The organism is Microvirga lupini, from assembly GCF_014191055.1.
GTDB lineage: Bacteria > Pseudomonadota > Alphaproteobacteria > Rhizobiales > Beijerinckiaceae > Microvirga > Microvirga lupini_A.
The window spans coordinates 325,350-343,572 of sequence record NZ_JACHWB010000001.1 but is presented as its reverse complement, the minus strand read 5'-3'; the positions used below and the strand labels follow the sequence as shown (position 1 = coordinate 343,572).

Here is an 18,223-nt window from a genome sequence, read left to right as displayed (position 1 = left end):
GTCTCTTCGGCAATCGATCGAGGGCACAGAGCCTTCTCGGACCCTTCTTCAGGCCCTTACAAGGGAGTCGGGCCGATGATGTTTGTCCGCTATGTTCTGTTCGCCGTCATCGCGACACTCGTCAATCTGGTCACCCAGGAAGTCGTCATCCGGATTGCGCCGGCAGCACCTTTGGTTCTGTCCATCCTGATGGGAACGGCCACCGGTTTCATCCTGAAATACGTGCTCGACAAGAAGTGGGTGTTCGACGATGACTATGACGGCCACCGGCAGGAGGTCCAGAAGATCACCCTTTATGGTGCCTTCAGCGTCCTGACCACCCTGGTATTCTGGGGCTTCGAGGTGGCCTTCTGGATGATCTGGCAGACGGATCTGGCAAAGTATACCGGTGCGGTGATAGGACTTGCCATCGGGTATGCCACCAAGTTCATTCTGGATCGGACCTTTGTGTTCAGGGAGCGGCAGGCATGACGGAACTCGCCGGTTGGGGGCGCTACCCCCGCCATCCGTCAGAGACCCTCTGCCCCACGTCCCCCAAAGCCTTCCCTTCCCTGATGGCCTCCCGGACCGGGCTGGTGGCCCGCGGCAATGGACGCGCCTATGGTGATGCCGCCATCGGAGAGCAGGTCACCCTCATGGCCCGGGGACTTGATCGTATCCGGGCCTTTGATCAGGCAACAGGCCGTATTCAGGTGGAAGCGGGCGTCCTGCTCTCCGATCTCCTCGATATCGTGGTCCCGAGGGGCCTCTTCCCTCCCGTTGTGCCGGGCACCAAGTTCGTCACCATCGGCGGCATGATCGCCTCGGACGTGCACGGCAAGAACCACCACCGGGACGGCGGATTTGGCGACCATGTGGAAAGCCTGACCCTGGCTCTGCCGGATGGAAGCATCGTCACCTGCTCGCGTGACGAGAATCCCGAACTCCTGTCCGCCACGATTGGAGGAATGGGGCTCACGGGCACCATCCTGGACGCCACCTTCCATCTTCGGCGCATCGAGACCGGGTGGATGCGCCAGACGACCACCGTCGCCCAAAATCTCGACAGCGCCATCCGGGCTCTCGAGGAGACAAGCAACGCAACCTACTCGGTGGCTTGGGTTGATTGCCTCGCCCGTGGCGCTTCGCTTGGTCGTTCGCTGATCTTTGCGGCAGAACATGCCACCCAAAGGGATTTGGACGCCCTTCGCCCCGGATCCTCACCTTATCCCGCATCCAAGCTCGGCCGCCTGAGCATCCCGCTCGACCTGCCCTCCTTCACGCTCAACCGCTTGTCGGTTTCTGCCTTCAATGAGCTCTACTTCCGGGCAGGAGTCGTGAAATCCGGCTATCCGTTCCTGGTTCACTGGAATCCCTATTTCTTCCCCCTCGATGGGATCGGCAACTGGAACCGCATCTATGGGCGGCGCGGGTTCCTGCAGTATCAATGCGTCATCCCTACAGCGAAGGCTCAAGCTGTCCTGGGCGGCATCCTCGAGCGCATCGCCAAGCATGGCAACGCATCCTTCCTGGCGGTGCTTAAGCAGCTCGGCCCGAGTCACGGCCTTCTCTCGTTCCCGTTCGAAGGCTTCACCCTGACCCTAGACCTGCCGGTCAGCGACGAGGTCTTCCCCCTGCTCGAGGAGCTTGACCGTTTGGTGGTCGAAGCCAGAGGACGGCTCTATCTAGCCAAGGACGCAAGGCAATCGCCTGCAACCTTCGAGGCCGGTTATCCTGAATTGTTCCGCTTCCGCGACCTGCGACGGAGCATCGGTGCAACCGGTCGTATCTCTTCGCGTCTGTCGGCACGGCTGGGCATCTGATGGAACCTTCGAAAACCCTTCTCCTCGTCGGCGGCACCTCCGATATCGGGCGCGCCACGGCACTTCACTATGCTCAGGCTGGCTGGCAGGTGCAGCTCGCCGCCCGGAATGATGAGGAAGCCCGTCGCAACGCCGACGACATCCGTGCCCGGACCGGCGCCGAGGTGACGGTGCACCGGCTCGACATTCTTGAGAGCGGCGCCTTCGAGAGCTTTGCCAACAGCCTGTCCACGCTGCCGGATACAGTGGTGTGTGTTGTTGGCGAACTGGGCGATCAGGCGAAGGGGCAGACCGATATGGCCCATGCATCTCTCGTGCTGCGTACGAATTTCGAGGGCCCGGCGCTCCTGCTCGGGTATTTCGCGGAGCGTTTCCTGGCGCGTGGATCCGGCACTCTCGTCGGCGTAAGTTCCGTGGCAGGCGATCGCGGCCGCGGATCGAACTACCTCTACGGCGCGGCCAAGGCCGGTTTCACGGCGTTCCTGTCGGGCCTGCGCAACCGCTTGGCTCCCAAGGGGCTGCGGGTGGTGACGGTCAAACCCGGTTTCGTGCGCACGCAGATGACCGCCGGCATGAAGCTGCCTCCCATCCTCACCGCAGAGCCCAGCGAGGTCGGGCGCGCCATCTTCACAGCGGCCGAGAGGAGCGGCCGCGACGTGATCTATGTGCGCCCGATCTGGCGTCCCGTCATGATGGCCGTCGGCAGCATTCCCGAACGGTTTTTCAAGCGCTTGCGCCTCTAACCCCTGACCCACGGAGGAAGAAGTCATGCGGCTCTGGACTGAGCGCCCCATGAAGGTGGGGCCGATCCTGCTGGCTGCCGCATTCCTCCTCGCCCTGCTGCTTGCTCTTCCAGGACAAACCGTTACGACCCGATATCTGAATGACCTCTTCGTCATTCTGGACGGTGCTTACCGGATCGCCGCAGGCCAAGTGCCGAACCAGGACTTTCACACGCCGTTAGGTCCCTTTGCCTATTATCTCTCGGCTGCAGGTTATGCTCTGTCGGGAAGTCTCGGCGGAACCATGCCCACCGCCATGGCCCTGATCACGCTTCTGCTCGCCATGCCGATGACGCACATCCTCGGCTCGCGGCTGCATCCATTCATTGCTCTTCCCTACGGCCTGTTCCTGCTCCTGATCCTGGCGGTGCCCGTCAATCTCGGTGAGGGCGTCACTTCCCTGTCTTTTGCCAAGTTCTACAACCGGATCGGCTGGGCTGCCCTGGGCATGCTCCTTATCATGTATCTCCGCCCATTGAGCATTGGCCGTCGCCAAACGATTCTGGACACGGCCTGCGCAACAGCTCTGACACTGCTGATGCTCTACACCAAGCTCAGCTACGGTGTTGTGGCCCTTGCCTTCCTTCTGTTCATGCTCTCGGACCGGGAGCAGCGCCGTTGGTCTGCCAGCGCACTGGGTATCACGATCCTCGCTGTGCTGATCATCGAGCTCATTTGGCAATCCTCCCTCGCCTATCTGGCCGATCTGCGCCTGGCCTTTGATGTGGGAGGCGGGTTGCGCGGCACCTGGGGGCAGATCGCGGATCACATCCTCGTCAACCTTACCGATTATGTTCTGCTTGGTCTGTTTGCCGGAATGGCCATGTACCGCACCCGCAGCGTTCGGGATCTTCTTTTCTATGCCTTCTGCGCCATAGCAGGGTTTCTGATCATCAATCAGAACTTCCAGGCGTGGGGCATCATCATGCTTCATGGTGCGGCAGCTGTTGCCGCCGAGACGATCCTTAGATTTGAGAGCCACCGACCGGAACGAACTATCGATCCAGGAGGCTGGTCGACGGCTGCAGGCGCGAAACTGCTTTTCTTGGCCGTCGTTCTGCCCACCAGCATCCATTGCCTTATAGCACTTAGCCTTCACACGGCGGCAGCGAGTGTCAGGGCAGGCAATGCCGTCCCTCTCCCTGGATTGCAGCAGGTTCGGGTAGCAAACCTCTGGACATGGAACGACTACGACGCAGCCACAGCCTATCAAGAGGTTCTCCATGACGGGATCGACGCTTTATCCAGGCTCGATCCAAAGCCGGACCGGATCTTTGTGCTCGATTTAGGGAATGCTTTCTCGATAGCGCTCAACGCTCCTCCGGCAAAGGGCGATGCGTCATGGCTGCAATGGGATCGCACCCTCAACAACACGAGCTATATCCCGGCTGAGACGCTGCTGGCCGATGTGCAGTTCGTGATGGAGCCGAAACCCGCAGATAGTCTAGATGCTGCGAAGGGATGGCTGCCACAGCTGCAAGCCATCTATGGTCCCTACATCGCAACGCATTTCGCCATGGCCGAGGAGACGCAGCATTGGAAATTGTATCGGCGGCGTCTTCCATCACGCCCTGAAGCCGCCCTGCAGCGGGATGGCCGCTCATGATGGCTCCTCCGGGACGACAGATACCCTGGATAGCCGGCACACTTCTCTGTGCCGCGGCCATCTTCGGGTTGCTGCTTGCCTTGCCGGGCCAGACCGTCACAACGGCCTATCTCAACGATCTGTTCATCTTCCTCGATGGCGCACACCGGATCGTGTTCGGTCAGGTTCCCAACCGTGATTTTCATACAGCCTTGGGCCCACTGTCTTTCTATGTGCCGGCTCTTGGATATTGGATCTCCGGCAGCATGGGTGGTGCCATGCCCACAGCCATGGCGGCCGTGACGATCGGGCTTGCCCTGCCGATGATCCACATCCTCGGTTCACGCCTCCGGCCAATGGTAGGGATCCCCTATGGCTTGTTCCTGCTCCTGATCGTCGCCGTACCAACGAATCTGGGCGAAAGCATCGCGTCATTGTCTTTCGCAATGTTCTACAACCGGATCGGATGGGCAGCCCTCAGCCTGCTTGTCGTGATGTATCTCCAGCCCGAGCAGTCCCGTAGCGGCCAGAACCTGCTTGATGCTCTCTGCGCCGCTTCTCTGAGTCTGGTGATGATCTATACCAAGGCGACCTATGGGCTTGTTGCCCTCGCCTTTCTCGGCTTCATGCTGTTCGACGCCCGCCAGCGTCGGTGGGTGCTGTGGGCTCTCGGACTTCTTGTCCTCTCAGCCATTCTTATCGAAGCCGTCTGGCAATCCACGATCGCCCATCTTGAGGATCTCGCGCTCGCAGGCCGGGTGAGCGGAACCCGCGGCATCGTCGATCTGTCGCTGGCCTTCCTCCGCCATCTCGCCGACTACGTGCTTCTCGCCATCTTCGCGGTTCTGGTGCTTTGGCAAAGTCGCAGCTTGCGCGATCTTCTATTCTTCGGAATTTGCGCAGGTCCCGGCCTGATCATCCAGAGCCAGAACTCGCAGCCCTGGGGAATCATCACACTGTTCGCGGGAGCAGCCGTCGCAACGGAAATCCTGCTGCGCTCCCCACAGATCGCGGATCCAAAAGGGAATGGACTCCTGGCCCGAGGGGCTCCACTTCTGCTGATCGCGCTTCTTCTGCCGACAACCGTCCAATGCTTCATAGCGCTTGGCGTTCATACCGTCGTTGCCGCCGCACGCGTGGGTGAGCCGTTCGGCTTGCCTCGCTACGGAGAGCTGAGACTGACTAAGCTTTGGGTGCCAGGCGACCGCAGCTTCATGGACGATTATCTCATGAGCATCCGTGAAGGCGCGCGCCTCCTGAGCGAACTTCCGGTGAAGCCCAAGAACGTCTCGGTTCTGGACTTTGCCAATCCTTTTACTGCAGGCCTGGGCCTGCCGCCATCTCGCGGGGACTACGCATGGCTTCACTGGGGGCGCAACATCAATGATGTCCACCACCCGCCTCCTGAGCAACTGTTTGGGGGTGTCGACGTGCTGATGGTACCAAAGGCCGGCGTCAACGGTATCCCGCTTCGCGAGCTCTACGGAGCTTACATCCAAAAGGCATATGATCCCATCCGTCATACCGGACTCTGGACCGTCTATAAGCGCCGCGAAACAGGAATGCTCAGCGGCCTTGGACAGCCTTTGGAACATGCACAACCATCCCGTGTTGGAGCCGGGGATGGATTGTCACCATGAATGTTTCGAAGATACGTCCGCCATCCGTGGTGGCCCTCGTGATTGCTGTGGCGGCAATCTGCGCCCTGTTGCTTGCGCTGCCAGGCCAGACGGTCACGACGCGCTACGTGAATGACCTGTTTATCTTCCTTGATGGCGTCCATCGTGTGAGCGAAGGACAGGTCCCGAACCGTGACTTCCACACGGCGCTCGGGCCCCTCGTCTATTACGTGCCAGCCTTGGGCTACTGGATCTCTGGCCATATGGGGGGAGCCATGCCCGTGGGTATGGCCCTTCTGGTCATGATGATGGCCTTGGCTGCCGCCCACATTGTCAGCTCGCGCCTGAGACCCGCCATTGCCCTGCCTCTTTCCATCTTCCTGATCCTGGTTGCAGCCGTTCCCATCAATCTCGGTGAGAGCATCGCCGGCCTCTCATTCGGCATGTTCTACAACCGGGTCGGCTGGGCGGCTCTAGGCTTCCTTCTGGTCCTCTATCTCCGACCGATCCACCGCCGCTCTTTTCAAAGCGCGCTCGATGCCGTCTGCGCCGCCTCGCTGACCCTGCTCATGCTGTACATGAAGCTCAGCTACGGGTTGGTGGCATTGGGCTTCCTCATCCTGATGCTGCTCGATTTGCAGCAGCGGCGATGGGCCTTGGCGGCGCTCGGCATGATCCTGTCAGGAGGGCTGCTGGTCGAATCCTTTTGGGGCGCCACTGAAGCCCACATCAACGACCTTCTTGTCGCAGGCGGTGTCAGTGGCAGCTTCAAGTCTCTTGATGAACTCATCTCCTTGATTCTCAGGAATCTGGCCGACTATACCATTTTCATTCTGTTTGCTGCTCTCGCGCTCTGGCGCACGCGCAGCATCCGCGATTTTCTGTTTTATGGGTTCTGCGCCGGCTCCGGCTTCATGCTGATCATGCAGAACTTCCAGGTCTCCGGCATTGTGACCCTTGTCGGTGGAGCGGCCGTGGCGGCAGAACTCCTGGCCAGGTCAGCGCCTTCATGGGCAAGCAGAAGGGCTCCGGCTCTGGCCGCAGGCACTCAGCTGCTGTTTTTCGCCTTCGTTCTGCCCGGCAGCATCCATCATGCCGCAACCCTTGGCCTCCATGCCGCTCTGGCCAGCACGAGCCAGGGCCAAGCGGTGCCCTTGCCGAAGTTTGATCGGGTCAGGCTCGTGCAGTTGTGGACCGAGGACAATTACCCCGTCTTCTCCCGCTATCTCGAGAGTCTCGGTGATGGCGCCCGTGCCCTTTCAGCGCTCGGCGAAAAAGCGGGGCGGGTCCACGTTCTCGACTTCGTAGGCCCGTTCTCGGCCGGCCTCGGTCTTGCGCCGCCGCGGGGTGACACTACGTGGCACCATTGGGGACGCACGATCAACGAGCATCACCATCTCCCTCCTGAAACGCTCTTTCAGGATGTCCGCGTCGTGATGGCACCGAAATGGCCGGTTGAATTCACAACGGCTGAAGGCCTTCGTCAGATCTATGCAGCCTATCTGTCCGACCATTATGACCTTGCGGAGGAAACGAAAGACTGGAAAGTCTATGTCCTTCGCGAACCTGCGGAAACCGTCAGCCGTTCGCCAGAATCCCAGCAGGAAGAGCCGGAGATTTTTCCTTCGAGTGGCGGTTGAACGCTCACATCCTTAGGAAGCGCTTGGCCTGTATTGGCGCTCAGGCATTGATATTGCAGTTGGTTTCCGCTGCCCACCCTGCCGGATACGCCCCCACTCATCAATCATGAGAATGGCGAGACACAGCACCAGTGCCCAGCCATAGACCGACCCTATCGTCAGCTGGACCCAAGCCGGCTTGCCCAGCTGATCGATGATGAAGGGTACCGGCACGATGAGCAGCAGGGCGACAACCCGCATGGCTGGGTTCTTCCAGTGTCGCACGATCACGGGAAGCAGGAACAGCGTGTAGTGGATCCAGCCGAGCGGCGAAGCCAGGATTGAGGCCAGAAGCGCCATGGCGCTGACTGTGAGAACATCGGGCCGCCGCCACAAAGCCCAAGCCGTCAGCGCTGCCAAGAGAATCAAGCCGAGCACTAGGCCGAAAGACGGGACACCAGCCCGCGCTGCGATCCCGGCGAAGGAACCATTTGTAAGAAAAAGAGCCCGGTTTCCGTCAGAGGCGACGAGTTCAAACCATTGCCGGTAAACATCAGGCCCATAGATCAGCAGCGGGATCAGGCCGATGGCGCCGGCTGTGACGAAGGCGACAAGCGCAGAGCGATGATGCCCGGACAGCAGGAGAAGCACAGGCCAGACCAGAAAGTTCGGCTTCATGGCCACGACCAAGCCGATGAGAAGGCCTGCCCGGATTCCTGCTCCGCGCTCAAGCAGCAGCCATGCCGCAATGCCGGCAAGGACCAGCGGCAGATAGATCTGCCCAAGAAAGAGCGTGTCCCAGAATCCCGCGAGCGCGAAAGCCCACACGGCGATGACCAGTGACTCAGCACGATTTCCGAGACGGCTGACGAGCAGGAGGATCGCCGCCGCATAGACAACCACCGAGATCCAACGCCAGACCTGGTATGTCACATAGGGATCGGCCACATCGAAGGCCTGGAACAGCAGCGCCGAGATCGGCGGGTTGAGATTTGGGTTCCACGCCTCGAACCCTGGCAGTTCCACGCGAAGGGTCAGCGGGTAGATCCCATAGGGATTGAGCCCTTCGCTCGCTGCGCGTCCGGACGCCACAAAAGACCCAAAGTCCCACAAGCCGGGCTCATGGATGATGCGGAAAAACTCTGCGTGGATCGCAAGCAGAGCCGCTACGACGATGAGGATGCCTGTGATCCAGCGCGCCGCTGCCGCCATTGCTGCTCCTCATGATCAAGGCTGGAAGGGATCGTCTGGTTGTAGTGCACCCCTGTTCGAAACCCACCCCTGTAAGGCCGCCCTCCCGAATTCTGCAGTCAAGGCTTGCAATGGCTTGGGCAACCAATTGGAACCGCTGTCTTATTTGGGAGGTTTACGGTTGAGCCAAAGCCGTTCCGGCTGGCAACCGACAAGTGAGGCTGTGTCTGACTATGGCGAATAATCCGGCTGCCCAGCAACCTGGAACGCAGCAATCTTCCTCGGCCGCCACGACCATGTGGGCTGTGGTTCTCGGCTGGGCCCTGGTGAGGCTCGTTGCTTCCGGAGAGCGGCGCCCTGTTGCGGCTGCAGGACGACGCCCGGCGCAACGCGCTCGACAGGGCGCGAGGCAAGATCGGGATCATGATACGGGTTTTTCAGAGAAGCAGCATGCGCCGCCTCATGCAGCCAATGAGAAAGGCCGTGGGCGCAGCGCGGACACACCCACCGAGATTCCTTCGAAAGGCTGGAAGGATATCCTGTGGCGCACCTATGAGGAGTTCGGCAAGGACCGAGTCATGTCCGTTGCCGCCGGCGTCACCTACTATGCCCTCCTTGCCATCTTCCCGGCTATTGCCGCTCTGGTCTCGCTCTATGGGCTCTTCGCCGATCCTGTGTCCTTGCAGGATAATCTCAATACTCTGTCGGGCGTCCTTCCCGGCGGTGCCCTCGACATCATCCGCGAACAGGTTACGCGGATCGCCTCGCAAGGTGGAGGAGCCTTGGGCCTCAGCTTCATCATCGGCTTGGTCATTTCCCTCTGGAGCGCCAATGCCGGCATGAAGGCCGTCTTCGACGCCCTCAACATCGTCTATGACGAGGAAGAGAAAAGAAGCTTCATCAAACTGAATGCGATGTCTCTATCGTTCACCCTGGGAGCAATCGTCTTCATTATCCTCTCCGTTACCGGAATCATCGTTCTTCCGATCGTTCTGGATTTCATCGGCTTGGGCAGCAGCCTCGAATGGCTGCTGTCGCTGGCGCGCTGGCCGATCCTGTTGCTTGTCGTCGTATTCGGATTGTCGTTGATCTATCGCTACGGTCCGAGCCGGGACAAGGCTGAATGGAAATGGGTCACCCCAGGCGGCATCATCGCTGCAGTGCTTTGGCTTGCCGTATCAATGCTGTTCTCATGGTACGTGGCGAATTTCGGCAGCTACAATGAGACCTATGGTTCGCTCGGTGCGGTGATCGGCTTTATGACCTGGATCTGGATCTCAAGTGTCGTTGTGCTGCTCGGGGCCGAGATCAACGCGGAGATGGAGCACCAGACAGCTAAGGATACGACGGAGGGTACCCATCAACCTATGGGCGTCCGCGGCGCCCAGATGGCCGATACAATCGGTGTTGCGAAGAGTTGATCCGGCCGGAATGTAGTCGAAAGGGCGCTCTTCTGAAGCGCCCCTTTCTTTGTGCCCAGTTGGTTTGAACAACGTCCAGCCCCTTAGATGCCTGATCAGGAAGCCCGGTTGCCCAGCTTCCTCCGTGAGCCAAAGACCATCGGAGCAGCAAAAAAAATGCGCTGACTGTCACCAGCGCACTCGTAGAGATCTCTAACAGAGAATGATGAGACTAGGCCTGCCCCATCGTGACCGCACCCTCCTGTGCAGGCGATATGCGGCTGGACTTGCCGTCGTGAGCCCTCTCATCGGAGAACCACGCGATTGTGGCCTTTAAACCGGCCTCAAGCGACGTCCGAGGGGACCAGCCGAGGAGCTGCTTGGCGCGCGTGATATCTGGACGGCGGCGACGTGGATCGTCGACCGGAAGAGGCCGAGCAACAATGCGGGACGAAGACCCCGTCATCGCCAGGACCCTTTCGGCAAGATCGCCAACCGTCAGTTCAACTGGATTGCCCAGATTGACCGCGCCCGGAAAAAGACCCTGATAGGCCATGAGACGAAGGAAGCCGTCGACAAGGTCCGACACGTAGCAGAAGGAGCGCGTCTGGCTTCCATCCCCATAGATTGTAATGTCCTCGCCAGCCAGGGCCTGGCAGATCACATTGGATACGACGCGACCGTCGTCGGCGCGCATGCGAGGTCCGTAGGTGTTGAAGATCCGCGCAACCCGGACGTCGGCGCGGCCGGAGCGGTCGAAGTCGAAGGTCAGGGTTTCGGCGGCGCGTTTGCCTTCATCGTAGCAAGCCCTAGGCCCTGTGGGATTGACATTTCCCCAATAGCTCTCGGTCTGCGGATGAACTTCGGGATCGCCATAGATCTCGCTCGTTGATGCGAGGAAGAATCGCGCTTCGATGCTCTCTGCAAATGTCAGAAGGTTGTGCGTTCCGATGACGCTCGTCAGCATCGTGTGCTCGGGATCGGCTTGGTAATGGGGCGGCGAGGCCGCACAAGCGAGATTATAAACCTCATCGAACTTGAATCGCTTGGAGCGCAGGCGAGCCGGCAATGGCTTGATGATATCGCTGTCGACAAGATCAAAGCGGGGCTCCCGCTCCAAATGGCGCAGATTTTGCTTCCGTCCTGTTTGGAAATTGTCGAGAGCAACCACGTGAGCGCCTTCGCTGAGAAGAGCATCGCAGAGGTGGGATCCTAGAAATCCAGCACCGCCCGCAACAAGGACGTGCTTGTCTTTGCCATTCTTCATGCGAACGCTCCTTCTCAGACCGACAAGAGGGTCCCGAGGTACAAACATTGTCTGGTCCAACGTTGAAGCTTGGCGTTGGTTCAACGCCGGCCTCAGAATCAATTCACACAATCAGGCTTCGACTTCCAACGCGAGAGAGGAATCCCTGCGCGGACGGTCCATCGCTTCAAGAAGGTCTCGTTCTAAAGAAGCCGCCCGGTGAGCCGCCGTATGCTCGGCTAGAATCCGGTCCTGCGCCGATACACCCAGGGCTTTTCGGCGGGCTTCGGTCCAAGTACCGACCACGTCGAGAACATCATCCGGTTTCTTCGCGAGAATGATATCCTGGCACGGCTTGAGCAAAGTCTCGATGCCGTCCCAGACATCGGATATGATCGGCGTTCCGCAGGCAGCTGCCTCAAACAGGCGGACGCTCGGGCTGTAGCCGGCGCGGATCATGTCGGCCCGGGTCACATTGAGCGTATAGCGGCTCTGCGCGTAGAACGCTGGATGATCGCCTGGAGGAACGTGATCAATGCGCTCCACATTGAACGGCCACTCGATGTCGGCAGGGTATTGGGGTCCCGCCACGACGAAGCGCAGATGCGGCGCACGACGTGCCGGCTCGATCAGCAGCCGCTCAAGGGTCGGCTGCCGGTCAGGGCTGTAGGTCCCGAGATAGCTGAGGTCCCACCGCTTCTCGCGATCAAGCGCAGGGTATGCCTTCGGATCGACAGAACAATAGAGCGCCCGCGCCGCCGGCGAGCCATAATGCTCCATGAGGTAGTCGAGGGTGGGGCCGCCCGTGAAGGAGAAATAGATGTCGTAATCGCGGATGAGAGCGGGTGTGAGATATTCGTAATCGCCTCGTTCGAGCTTTGCGAGCGTCACAGGCGTATCGATGTCGTAGAACGCAACCACGCCATTTGTCGTCTGCTGCACCCATTGCCCAACGGCGACGCCCTCAGGCACGTAGGAGCCGACGATCACCGCATCGGCATTCGCAATCACGTCGCGATAGCGTCTGAGATCCTCCAGGCTGGCATAAAACTCAAGACGGCAGAAGTCCGGGCTCTGCAGATCGCGATGGGCAGCATACCATGGCACGTCCCGCTCAAGGAACATGATGTCATGCCCCCGTGCCGCAAAGGCTTTCAGCAGCGCGCGGAAGGTCGTCGCATGACCGTTCCCCCATGATGAGGACAGGCTCAAGCCCAGAACGACGACGCGAAGCTTGCTCACGCCACGCTCCTTTCACGCTTCAGGGATGCCTCCTCCCGCAGGATCGCATCCACCTCCGCACCGCGACGGGTATAGGTGTGCTCTGCCATGATCCGCGCTCGGGCGGCGTCGCCGATGGCACGGGCACGTTCTGGCGTCAGAGCCTCGACATGATCGGCCACATCCTTGCCGTCGCGGGCCACGAGCACTTCCTCACCCTCCTTCAAAAAGAGCTCAAGTCCGACCCACGCGTCGGTGATCAGGCACGCGCCAGCCCCGGCCGCCTCGAAGACACGGGTCGCGGGCGAGTATCCGGTCGTGGCCATCGAGTCGCGGGCGATATTGAGAACTGCCAGTGGGCTGGTGTTGAAGGCGTTGTGATCGCGTGTATACACATGGCCGATATGGCGCACGTTCGACGGCATGCCTTTTGTTTCCCAGCCATTGCCGCCGATGAGAAAGCTGCGGCTCGGCAAGCGGGCGGCGGGCTCCAGGAAAAACTGCTCCACGCGGGCCTCGCGGTCCGGCAGGCGGTTGCCGAGGAAGGACAGATCCGCTTTGAAACGCTCGTCTGCCGGCACCGGATGATGAGTCGACGGATCGCAGGCATTGTAAACTGGGATACAGCGGCGGGCGCCGAAGCCCTCATAGGCCGCGACGACCGGCGGACCTCCGCCATAGGTGAGCACCAAGTCGAGCGCCGGCATCGTGCGGTGGAGCGGATGATCCGGGCCTTCCCGCAGTTCAGCCAGGGTTGCCGGGGCATCCACATCCCAGAAGATGCGGATAGCGTCCGGACGGGATGCCGCCACAATGCCTTCGAGGAGTTCATTGTCGAACACGCCGACGCCGGAGGCTTTCACAACCACGTCGGCCCTTGCCGCTTCTGCCACGACGCCGCGCATGGCCTCCTCGGTCGCCGGATAGACGTTCACCTGAGCCCATTCCGGCGGATCGATGTCGCGATGCTTCTGGCGATCGAAAGCGTCCGGCTCGTAGAAAGTAATGCTGTAGCCGCGACGGGCGAGGTCGCTCAAGAGACCGCGATAATAGGTGGCGGCGCCGTTCCAGTAGGAGGAGAGAAGGCTTGAGCCATAGAAGGCGATTTTCATGCAGACATCTCCATCGGCGCTCCGGCGCCGTGAGTGGCGAGGATGCCAAGAAGCTGGTCGACACGATGGGCGCAGGAATGGCGGTTACGAATGGCGTTGAGGCCATTATCGACCAGTGAGCGGCGCAGGTCGGCATCATTGCAGACGGCCTTGAGATGGTGCTCCATCTCGGTTTCGTCCCGCGCGACGAGATAATCCGCTCCCGAATCGAACAGACCCTCCGAGTCACTCCACGGAGCGGAGATCAGCGGGATGCCGCAAGCCAGAGCTTCGAACACGCGGATGGTGGGGATGCCTGGCAGAAGGTCGACATAGAAGCGGCGCGGCACATGCACGGTCGCGAGATGCCGCGCGAAGACTTCGGGCGCGCGGGCGTTTGGCAGCCAGCCGCGATAGGTCACGCCATAGCGGGCGAGCGTCTCAAGCGCGTGCTCGGGATAGCGCACGCCATAGATTTCCAGCGGCAGACCAACGGTCCGCGCCGGGCGAAACAGGAAGCCCTCCAACTCGGCGCTGCGCTCGTCATCACCCCAGTTACCGATCCAGACAAGACCCTTCCGCTCGGCCTCTACGGCGGGAGGATGAAAGAGGCGAGTATCTGCGGCCTCATGCCAGACATAGACGCGCTCACCCCAGCCCCAGCGGCGATAGACCTCCGCCAGCGTTTCGCCGAAGGCCAGAACACCATCATAATCGTCCAGATCGAACTGGCAGATCGCCTCCGGATCGCTCACGGCCCGGTGGTGCGTGTCATGGAAGAGGAGCGTGAAGCGGCCGCCGTGCCTGCGCACCTTTCCAATGGCGGCAACAAGCCAAGGGTCGTTCCATTCGTGGACGATCACCACATCAGCATCGGAGAGAGCCTCCTCAAGATTGAGATCAGGATCGAAGACAGTCGATGATAGCTCGGGATAAAGACTGCGATAGGCATCGAGCCCTGCCTCACCATGATCCTTCAACAGGCTCTCAAGGCTCCAGGCGCCTTTGGGCTCATAGGCTCTCACCTCATGCCCTCGATGGACGAGATCGCGCAGGACCCCGCGCAGGAAATGCGCGTTGCCGTGATTCCAGCATGAGGCAAGGGAATGGGTGAAATAGACAAACTTCATGCGGCAGCGCCCTCAAGAGAAGATTGACGGGATGCCCCTGCGAGCACGGATTGATAGACTCTCAGAACGCCTTCACTCATGGCCTCGACGGTATAGGTTTCAGCCCGCTTCCTAGCGGCACGTCCTAGAACCCCTCGGGCATCCATGTCCTGTACTAGGCGTTTGACTGCATCGGCAGCCTCATTCTCATCCCTTGGATTCACGAACAGAGCAGCGCCTTCCCATAGTTCACGGAAGGTCGGAATATCGGAAAGGACAAGGGCGCAACCGGCTTGGGCTGCCTCAAGTATGGCGAGCCCGAACGGCTCATAGAACGCAGTCGATACGAAGATTGGCTGCCTGCTGAGATGCCGGGCGACATCCTCATCACTCAAGCGGCCGAGGGACTTGGCATGGTGGGCTTCGATCTGGGCACTATTTGGTCCCTGCAAGGGGCCCGCGGCGAGAACCTGAATCGGCAAAAGCTCTGCCATGCGATCGATGGTGGCGAAATTCTTCCCCTCATCCCAGAGGCGCCCTGCTGTGAAGACGAAATCGTCAGAGCGAGCATGCGTCTTGCCCTGCGAGCCGCGTCTTCCGTTTCTCACGACGACTGGAGGATGCGTGAGATCATAGGCTTCAGATGTTGCCTGAGCGAATGCGAGGGTGGGTGCAAGAAGTTTGCCAGCAGAAGCATAGCCCCGTCGCACAAGGTCCGTGCGCCAGATGAAATCCTCCGGCAGCGTCCCACCTTTGACTGCCTGCCACCAAGTGGCGACGCAGGAATGGCAGGCTGCCACAACCGGAACATTGAAACACGCATCGGCTGCCAGCGCCGGGGTATTGAGATGAATGAGATCCGGACGGATCTGCGCTGCAAGACGAGCAATCGCCTGCCCCGCCTCTTTCAGCTCGCCTTGGTGAGATGCGGTCCAGTCGAGCGGTAGACCTGTTACGACAAGCTCCGCACCAGCCGCTTCGGCCATCGTCTGCTGATCCACCGAGGGCCAAGGGCCTAGAACCGCAATGGTCGTTCGCACATCATGCGTCCGCAGGCCGCGGGCAAGGTCGAGAGCATATTGCCAGACGCCGCCGACCGCATCGGCCGTCATGAGAACATGGAGGCTCTTTGCAGCTTCAGGCACAGACATTGCAATTCTCGACGATGAGCAACCCGATCCCGAGGAACAATCTCATGACAGGGCCTCAGCGGCCTGCGGGAGGGGGGTCGATCCCAACGACGCGAGCCCCCTCTCCGCCTGGAGCCAGCTTGCCAGAGCAGCCACGCCCTTGAGCCAGGAGGTCGGTTGCTTCAGGCCGAGTTTCCGTGTCACGAGACGCGTATCCGAGACGTAATAGCGCTGATCGCCGGCCCGCCAATCGGAATAGATCGTCTCGACCGGACGGCCGATCACATCCTCGATGTGAGTGATAAGCTGGCGCAGGCTGATGGCGTTCTTTGGTCCTCCGCCGAGATTGAAAGCCCGGCCTTGAACCGAATCGATCTGCTTCCACGCAGCCGCATAGGCATCGACCGCGTCGGATATATCAAGCACATCGCGAACCTGGCAGCCATCACCATAAATCGTGATAGGCTCACCTTCGAGAGCTCGGATCAGGAAATGAGCCACCCAGCCCTGGTCCTCAGTGCCCATCTGCCGCTGGCCATAGATGCAGCTCATCCGCATCACGCAGGTAGGAGCGCCGAAGGAGCGGGCGTAGTCCAGAACATACTGATCGGCTGCTCCCTTGGAGCAGCCGTAGGGCGTATGAAAATCGAGCGGGCGCGTCTCGCCGATTCCTGCATCCCGGATAGCGGGGTCACGGGGTTTGTAGGCATCGTTCGTCTTTTCAAGCTCCACATCCGCAAGATCACCATAAACCTTGTTGGTAGAAGCGAAGATCAGCGGCACCCGCTCGTTGCGTTGCCGGAGAGCATCGAGCAGGTTCAAGGTGCCGCGGATGTTGATCTCAAAATCCTCGCGTGGATCGACGAGGCTTGTGGTGACAGCAACCTGCGCAGCCATATGGAACACGGCCTGAGCTTCGCTTGCGGCGTCGGCCACAGCCGTTTCGTCCCGAATATCACCGATGACAGCTGAAATCTTACTTGGATGGCGCTTCTTCAGCCACTCCAGGTTACGGTCGACGCCTGGGCGTGCCAGAACGTCGTAGATCAGAACATCATGTCCCTCGCTTGCGAAGCGGTCAGCGAGATTGGAGCCGATGAAGCCTGCACCGCCGGTGACCAGAACTGGTCTCCGGCGAAGGACAGCAGGAGCACCGGCCTGAGCGTCGGTTGTCTTCATGCGACTAGGCCTCTCGCCTCAAGCTCCTTACGAGCTTCCTGCACGAGATCCTTGGCTTCCTGCTTGGCGACCCATTCGGCAAGCTCCGCCAATCCCTTCGAGAAGTCTTTCTTCGGGGCGTAGCCCAACTCCTGCTGGATCTTCGTGATGTCGGCAATGCAGTGGCGGATGTCTCCGATGCGTGCCTTGCCGGCGATCTCCGGTGCCATGGGCCGGTTCATGGCCTGGGACAGCAGCTCCGCCACTTCGGAAACACTGCGATCCTGACCGCAGCCGACATTGTAGACGCCGCCCGCTGCTTCCTCATGATCAAGGGCGAGGACGAAGGCCTGGGCCACGTCCTCAACGTGAACGAAGTCGCGGCGCTGCTGACCATCTTCGAAGATCATTGGCGGCTGGCCGTTATGGAGCCGCGAGGCAAAGATTGCGAGAACGCCGGTATAGGGATTGGACAAGGCCTGCCCCGGGCCGTAAGCATTCCAGAGCCTGAGCGCAACACCCTCCATGCCGTAGGCCGGGCAGAGAGTGAGAGTCAGCCGCTCCTGAACATATTTCGACAGAGCATAAACGGAAGCCAATGCCGGCTTCTTCCATTCCGGTGTCGGTACTGGAATGAGGGAGCGCCCCTGCTCGTCGAGAGGATCCCAAGGATCATTCTCGGTCGCGCGCGGCGTGCGCACGACATCCTCACGGACATGCCCCTCCGCATCTTTGTAGAGACCCTCGCCATAGATGCTCATGGAGGAGGCGACGACCACCCGCTTGACTGGATTGTCGATCAGCTGCTGGAACAGCACTGCGGTGCCGTAATCGTTCACGGAGACATAGCGGTCAACGGCGTACATGCTCTGACCGACACCGACCTCCGCCGCGAGGTGCACCACCTTGGTAGCGCCCTTCAACGCTCTCAGGACAGCCGTCTCGTCGCGCACATCTCCCACAACCACCTCGACCTCGGGATCAAGCCCATCGGCCTGCGTCTTGTCGCCGTGAACCTGCTCGATCAAGCTGTCGAGCACGCGAACCCGATGGCCGCGCTCCAGGCAGGCCCGAGCAACGTAGCGTCCGATAAAACCCGCACCGCCGGTAATGAGGATGGTGTCCGTCACGAGGTATCTCCAGATTGGTTTCTGGTCTAAGCACCGATGGATAAAGCAAGAAGCATCATCCCATTTCCGCTTTGGAAATGTGATGCAGGGAATGCATGCATTCCTATTTGAGAATATATCGCGCAAGCTTCGGATATTAT

At 60.2% G+C, this 18,223-nt stretch carries 15 protein-coding genes; 7 read left to right on the top strand and 8 right to left on the bottom strand.

All coding sequences use genetic code 11. The features are described from left to right. The first annotated feature begins 75 nt into the window (after positions 1-75). From FHR70_RS01550 to FHR70_RS01525, 6 genes are read left to right on the top strand one after another with little or no spacing between them, the layout of a single operon-like run. On the top strand, positions 76-471 hold the full coding sequence (locus FHR70_RS01550; protein WP_183446418.1) for a GtrA family protein: 396 nt from the start codon (positions 76-78) through the stop codon (positions 469-471). Beyond that, the gene (locus FHR70_RS01545) at positions 468-1,802 is read left to right on the top strand and encodes an FAD-binding oxidoreductase (RefSeq protein ID WP_183446416.1); all 1,335 of its coding nucleotides are present in this window, start codon (positions 468-470) and stop codon (positions 1,800-1,802) included. Before FHR70_RS01550 ends, FHR70_RS01545 begins: the two co-directional genes overlap by 4 nt. Then, entirely contained in the window at positions 1,802-2,545 is a 744-nt protein-coding gene (locus FHR70_RS01540) for an SDR family oxidoreductase (protein ID WP_183446414.1), read from the top strand. Before FHR70_RS01545 ends, FHR70_RS01540 begins: the two co-directional genes overlap by 1 nt. Positions 2,546-2,570: 25 nt before the next feature. After that, positions 2,571-4,190 carry a hypothetical protein gene (locus tag FHR70_RS01535; protein ID WP_183446412.1) on the top strand — a complete coding sequence of 540 codons (1,620 nt, stop codon included), beginning with the start codon at positions 2,571-2,573 and terminating at the stop codon, positions 4,188-4,190. Next, positions 4,187-5,809 (top strand): hypothetical protein, encoded by a 1,623-nt coding sequence (locus FHR70_RS01530; protein WP_183446410.1) that lies wholly within the window; start codon positions 4,187-4,189, stop codon positions 5,807-5,809. The genes FHR70_RS01535 and FHR70_RS01530 overlap by 4 nt, the downstream gene beginning before the upstream one ends. Continuing rightward, a complete protein-coding gene (locus FHR70_RS01525; protein ID WP_183446408.1) occupies positions 5,806-7,428 on the top strand; it encodes a hypothetical protein in 1,623 nt (540 codons plus the stop codon). Before FHR70_RS01530 ends, FHR70_RS01525 begins: the two co-directional genes overlap by 4 nt. 12 nt (positions 7,429-7,440) lie before the next feature. On the opposite strand, the gene FHR70_RS01520 is transcribed toward FHR70_RS01525, so the two are convergent. Beyond that, positions 7,441-8,619, bottom strand: a complete 1,179-nt coding sequence (locus FHR70_RS01520; protein ID WP_183446406.1) for a glycosyltransferase family 87 protein — start codon at positions 8,617-8,619, stop codon at positions 7,441-7,443. Between the two features lie 212 nt (positions 8,620-8,831). Between FHR70_RS01520 and FHR70_RS01515 the strand changes: the two genes are divergently transcribed. Further along, positions 8,832-10,019: a YihY/virulence factor BrkB family protein gene (locus FHR70_RS01515; RefSeq protein WP_183446404.1), complete on the top strand. Its 1,188-nt coding sequence runs from the start codon at positions 8,832-8,834 to the stop codon at positions 10,017-10,019. Positions 10,020-10,230: 211 nt separating this feature from the next. On the opposite strand, the gene FHR70_RS01510 is transcribed toward FHR70_RS01515, so the two are convergent. The 7 genes from FHR70_RS01510 to FHR70_RS01480 all read right to left on the bottom strand — a co-directional run bounded on the left by FHR70_RS01510 (position 10,231) and on the right by FHR70_RS01480 (position 18,083). Beyond that, entirely contained in the window at positions 10,231-11,265 is a 1,035-nt protein-coding gene (locus FHR70_RS01510) for a UDP-glucuronic acid decarboxylase family protein (protein WP_183446402.1), read from the bottom strand. 111 nt (positions 11,266-11,376) lie between these two features. Then, entirely contained in the window at positions 11,377-12,486 is a 1,110-nt protein-coding gene (locus FHR70_RS01505) for a glycosyltransferase family protein (protein ID WP_183446400.1), read from the bottom strand. Continuing rightward, positions 12,483-13,577 carry a CgeB family protein gene (locus FHR70_RS01500; RefSeq protein ID WP_183446398.1) on the bottom strand — a complete coding sequence of 365 codons (1,095 nt, stop codon included), beginning with the start codon at positions 13,575-13,577 and terminating at the stop codon, positions 12,483-12,485. Before FHR70_RS01500 ends, FHR70_RS01505 begins: the two co-directional genes overlap by 4 nt. Then, positions 13,574-14,686: a CgeB family protein gene (locus FHR70_RS01495; RefSeq protein ID WP_183446396.1), complete on the bottom strand. Its 1,113-nt coding sequence runs from the start codon at positions 14,684-14,686 to the stop codon at positions 13,574-13,576. Before FHR70_RS01495 ends, FHR70_RS01500 begins: the two co-directional genes overlap by 4 nt. Beyond that, positions 14,683-15,816 (bottom strand): glycosyltransferase family 4 protein, encoded by a 1,134-nt coding sequence (locus FHR70_RS01490; RefSeq protein WP_210277444.1) that lies wholly within the window; start codon positions 15,814-15,816, stop codon positions 14,683-14,685. Before FHR70_RS01490 ends, FHR70_RS01495 begins: the two co-directional genes overlap by 4 nt. Before the next feature lie 42 nt (positions 15,817-15,858). Beyond that, the gene (locus tag FHR70_RS01485; RefSeq protein ID WP_183446394.1) at positions 15,859-16,974 is read right to left on the bottom strand and encodes an SDR family NAD(P)-dependent oxidoreductase; all 1,116 of its coding nucleotides are present in this window, start codon (positions 16,972-16,974) and stop codon (positions 15,859-15,861) included. Beyond that, positions 16,971-18,083, bottom strand: coding sequence for an SDR family NAD(P)-dependent oxidoreductase (locus FHR70_RS01480; RefSeq protein WP_183446392.1), 1,113 nt, complete (start codon positions 18,081-18,083; stop codon positions 16,971-16,973). Before FHR70_RS01480 ends, FHR70_RS01485 begins: the two co-directional genes overlap by 4 nt. Positions 18,084-18,223 lie beyond the last annotated feature (140 nt).

Excerpts from the sequence above, each read along its gene's own strand:
- FHR70_RS01550 (WP_183446418.1), top strand. The coding sequence starts at position 76 with ATGATGTTTGTCCGCTATGTTCTGTTCGCCGTCATCGCGACACTCGTC.
- FHR70_RS01545 (WP_183446416.1), top strand. The coding sequence starts at position 468 with ATGACGGAACTCGCCGGTTGGGGGCGCTACCCCCGCCATCCGTCAGAG.
- FHR70_RS01540 (WP_183446414.1), top strand. The coding sequence starts at position 1,802 with ATGGAACCTTCGAAAACCCTTCTCCTCGTCGGCGGCACCTCCGATATC.
- FHR70_RS01535 (WP_183446412.1), top strand. The coding sequence starts at position 2,571 with ATGCGGCTCTGGACTGAGCGCCCCATGAAGGTGGGGCCGATCCTGCTG.
- FHR70_RS01530 (WP_183446410.1), top strand. The coding sequence starts at position 4,187 with ATGATGGCTCCTCCGGGACGACAGATACCCTGGATAGCCGGCACACTT.
- FHR70_RS01525 (WP_183446408.1), top strand. The coding sequence starts at position 5,806 with ATGAATGTTTCGAAGATACGTCCGCCATCCGTGGTGGCCCTCGTGATT.
- FHR70_RS01520 (WP_183446406.1), bottom strand. The coding sequence starts at position 8,619 with ATGGCGGCAGCGGCGCGCTGGATCACAGGCATCCTCATCGTCGTAGCG.
- FHR70_RS01515 (WP_183446404.1), top strand. The coding sequence starts at position 8,832 with ATGGCGAATAATCCGGCTGCCCAGCAACCTGGAACGCAGCAATCTTCC.
- FHR70_RS01510 (WP_183446402.1), bottom strand. The coding sequence starts at position 11,265 with ATGAAGAATGGCAAAGACAAGCACGTCCTTGTTGCGGGCGGTGCTGGA.
- FHR70_RS01500 (WP_183446398.1), bottom strand. The coding sequence starts at position 13,577 with ATGAAAATCGCCTTCTATGGCTCAAGCCTTCTCTCCTCCTACTGGAAC.
- FHR70_RS01495 (WP_183446396.1), bottom strand. The coding sequence starts at position 14,686 with ATGAAGTTTGTCTATTTCACCCATTCCCTTGCCTCATGCTGGAATCAC.
- FHR70_RS01490 (WP_210277444.1), bottom strand. The coding sequence starts at position 15,816 with ATGTCTGTGCCTGAAGCTGCAAAGAGCCTCCATGTTCTCATGACGGCC.
- FHR70_RS01485 (WP_183446394.1), bottom strand. The coding sequence starts at position 16,974 with ATGAAGACAACCGACGCTCAGGCCGGTGCTCCTGCTGTCCTTCGCCGG.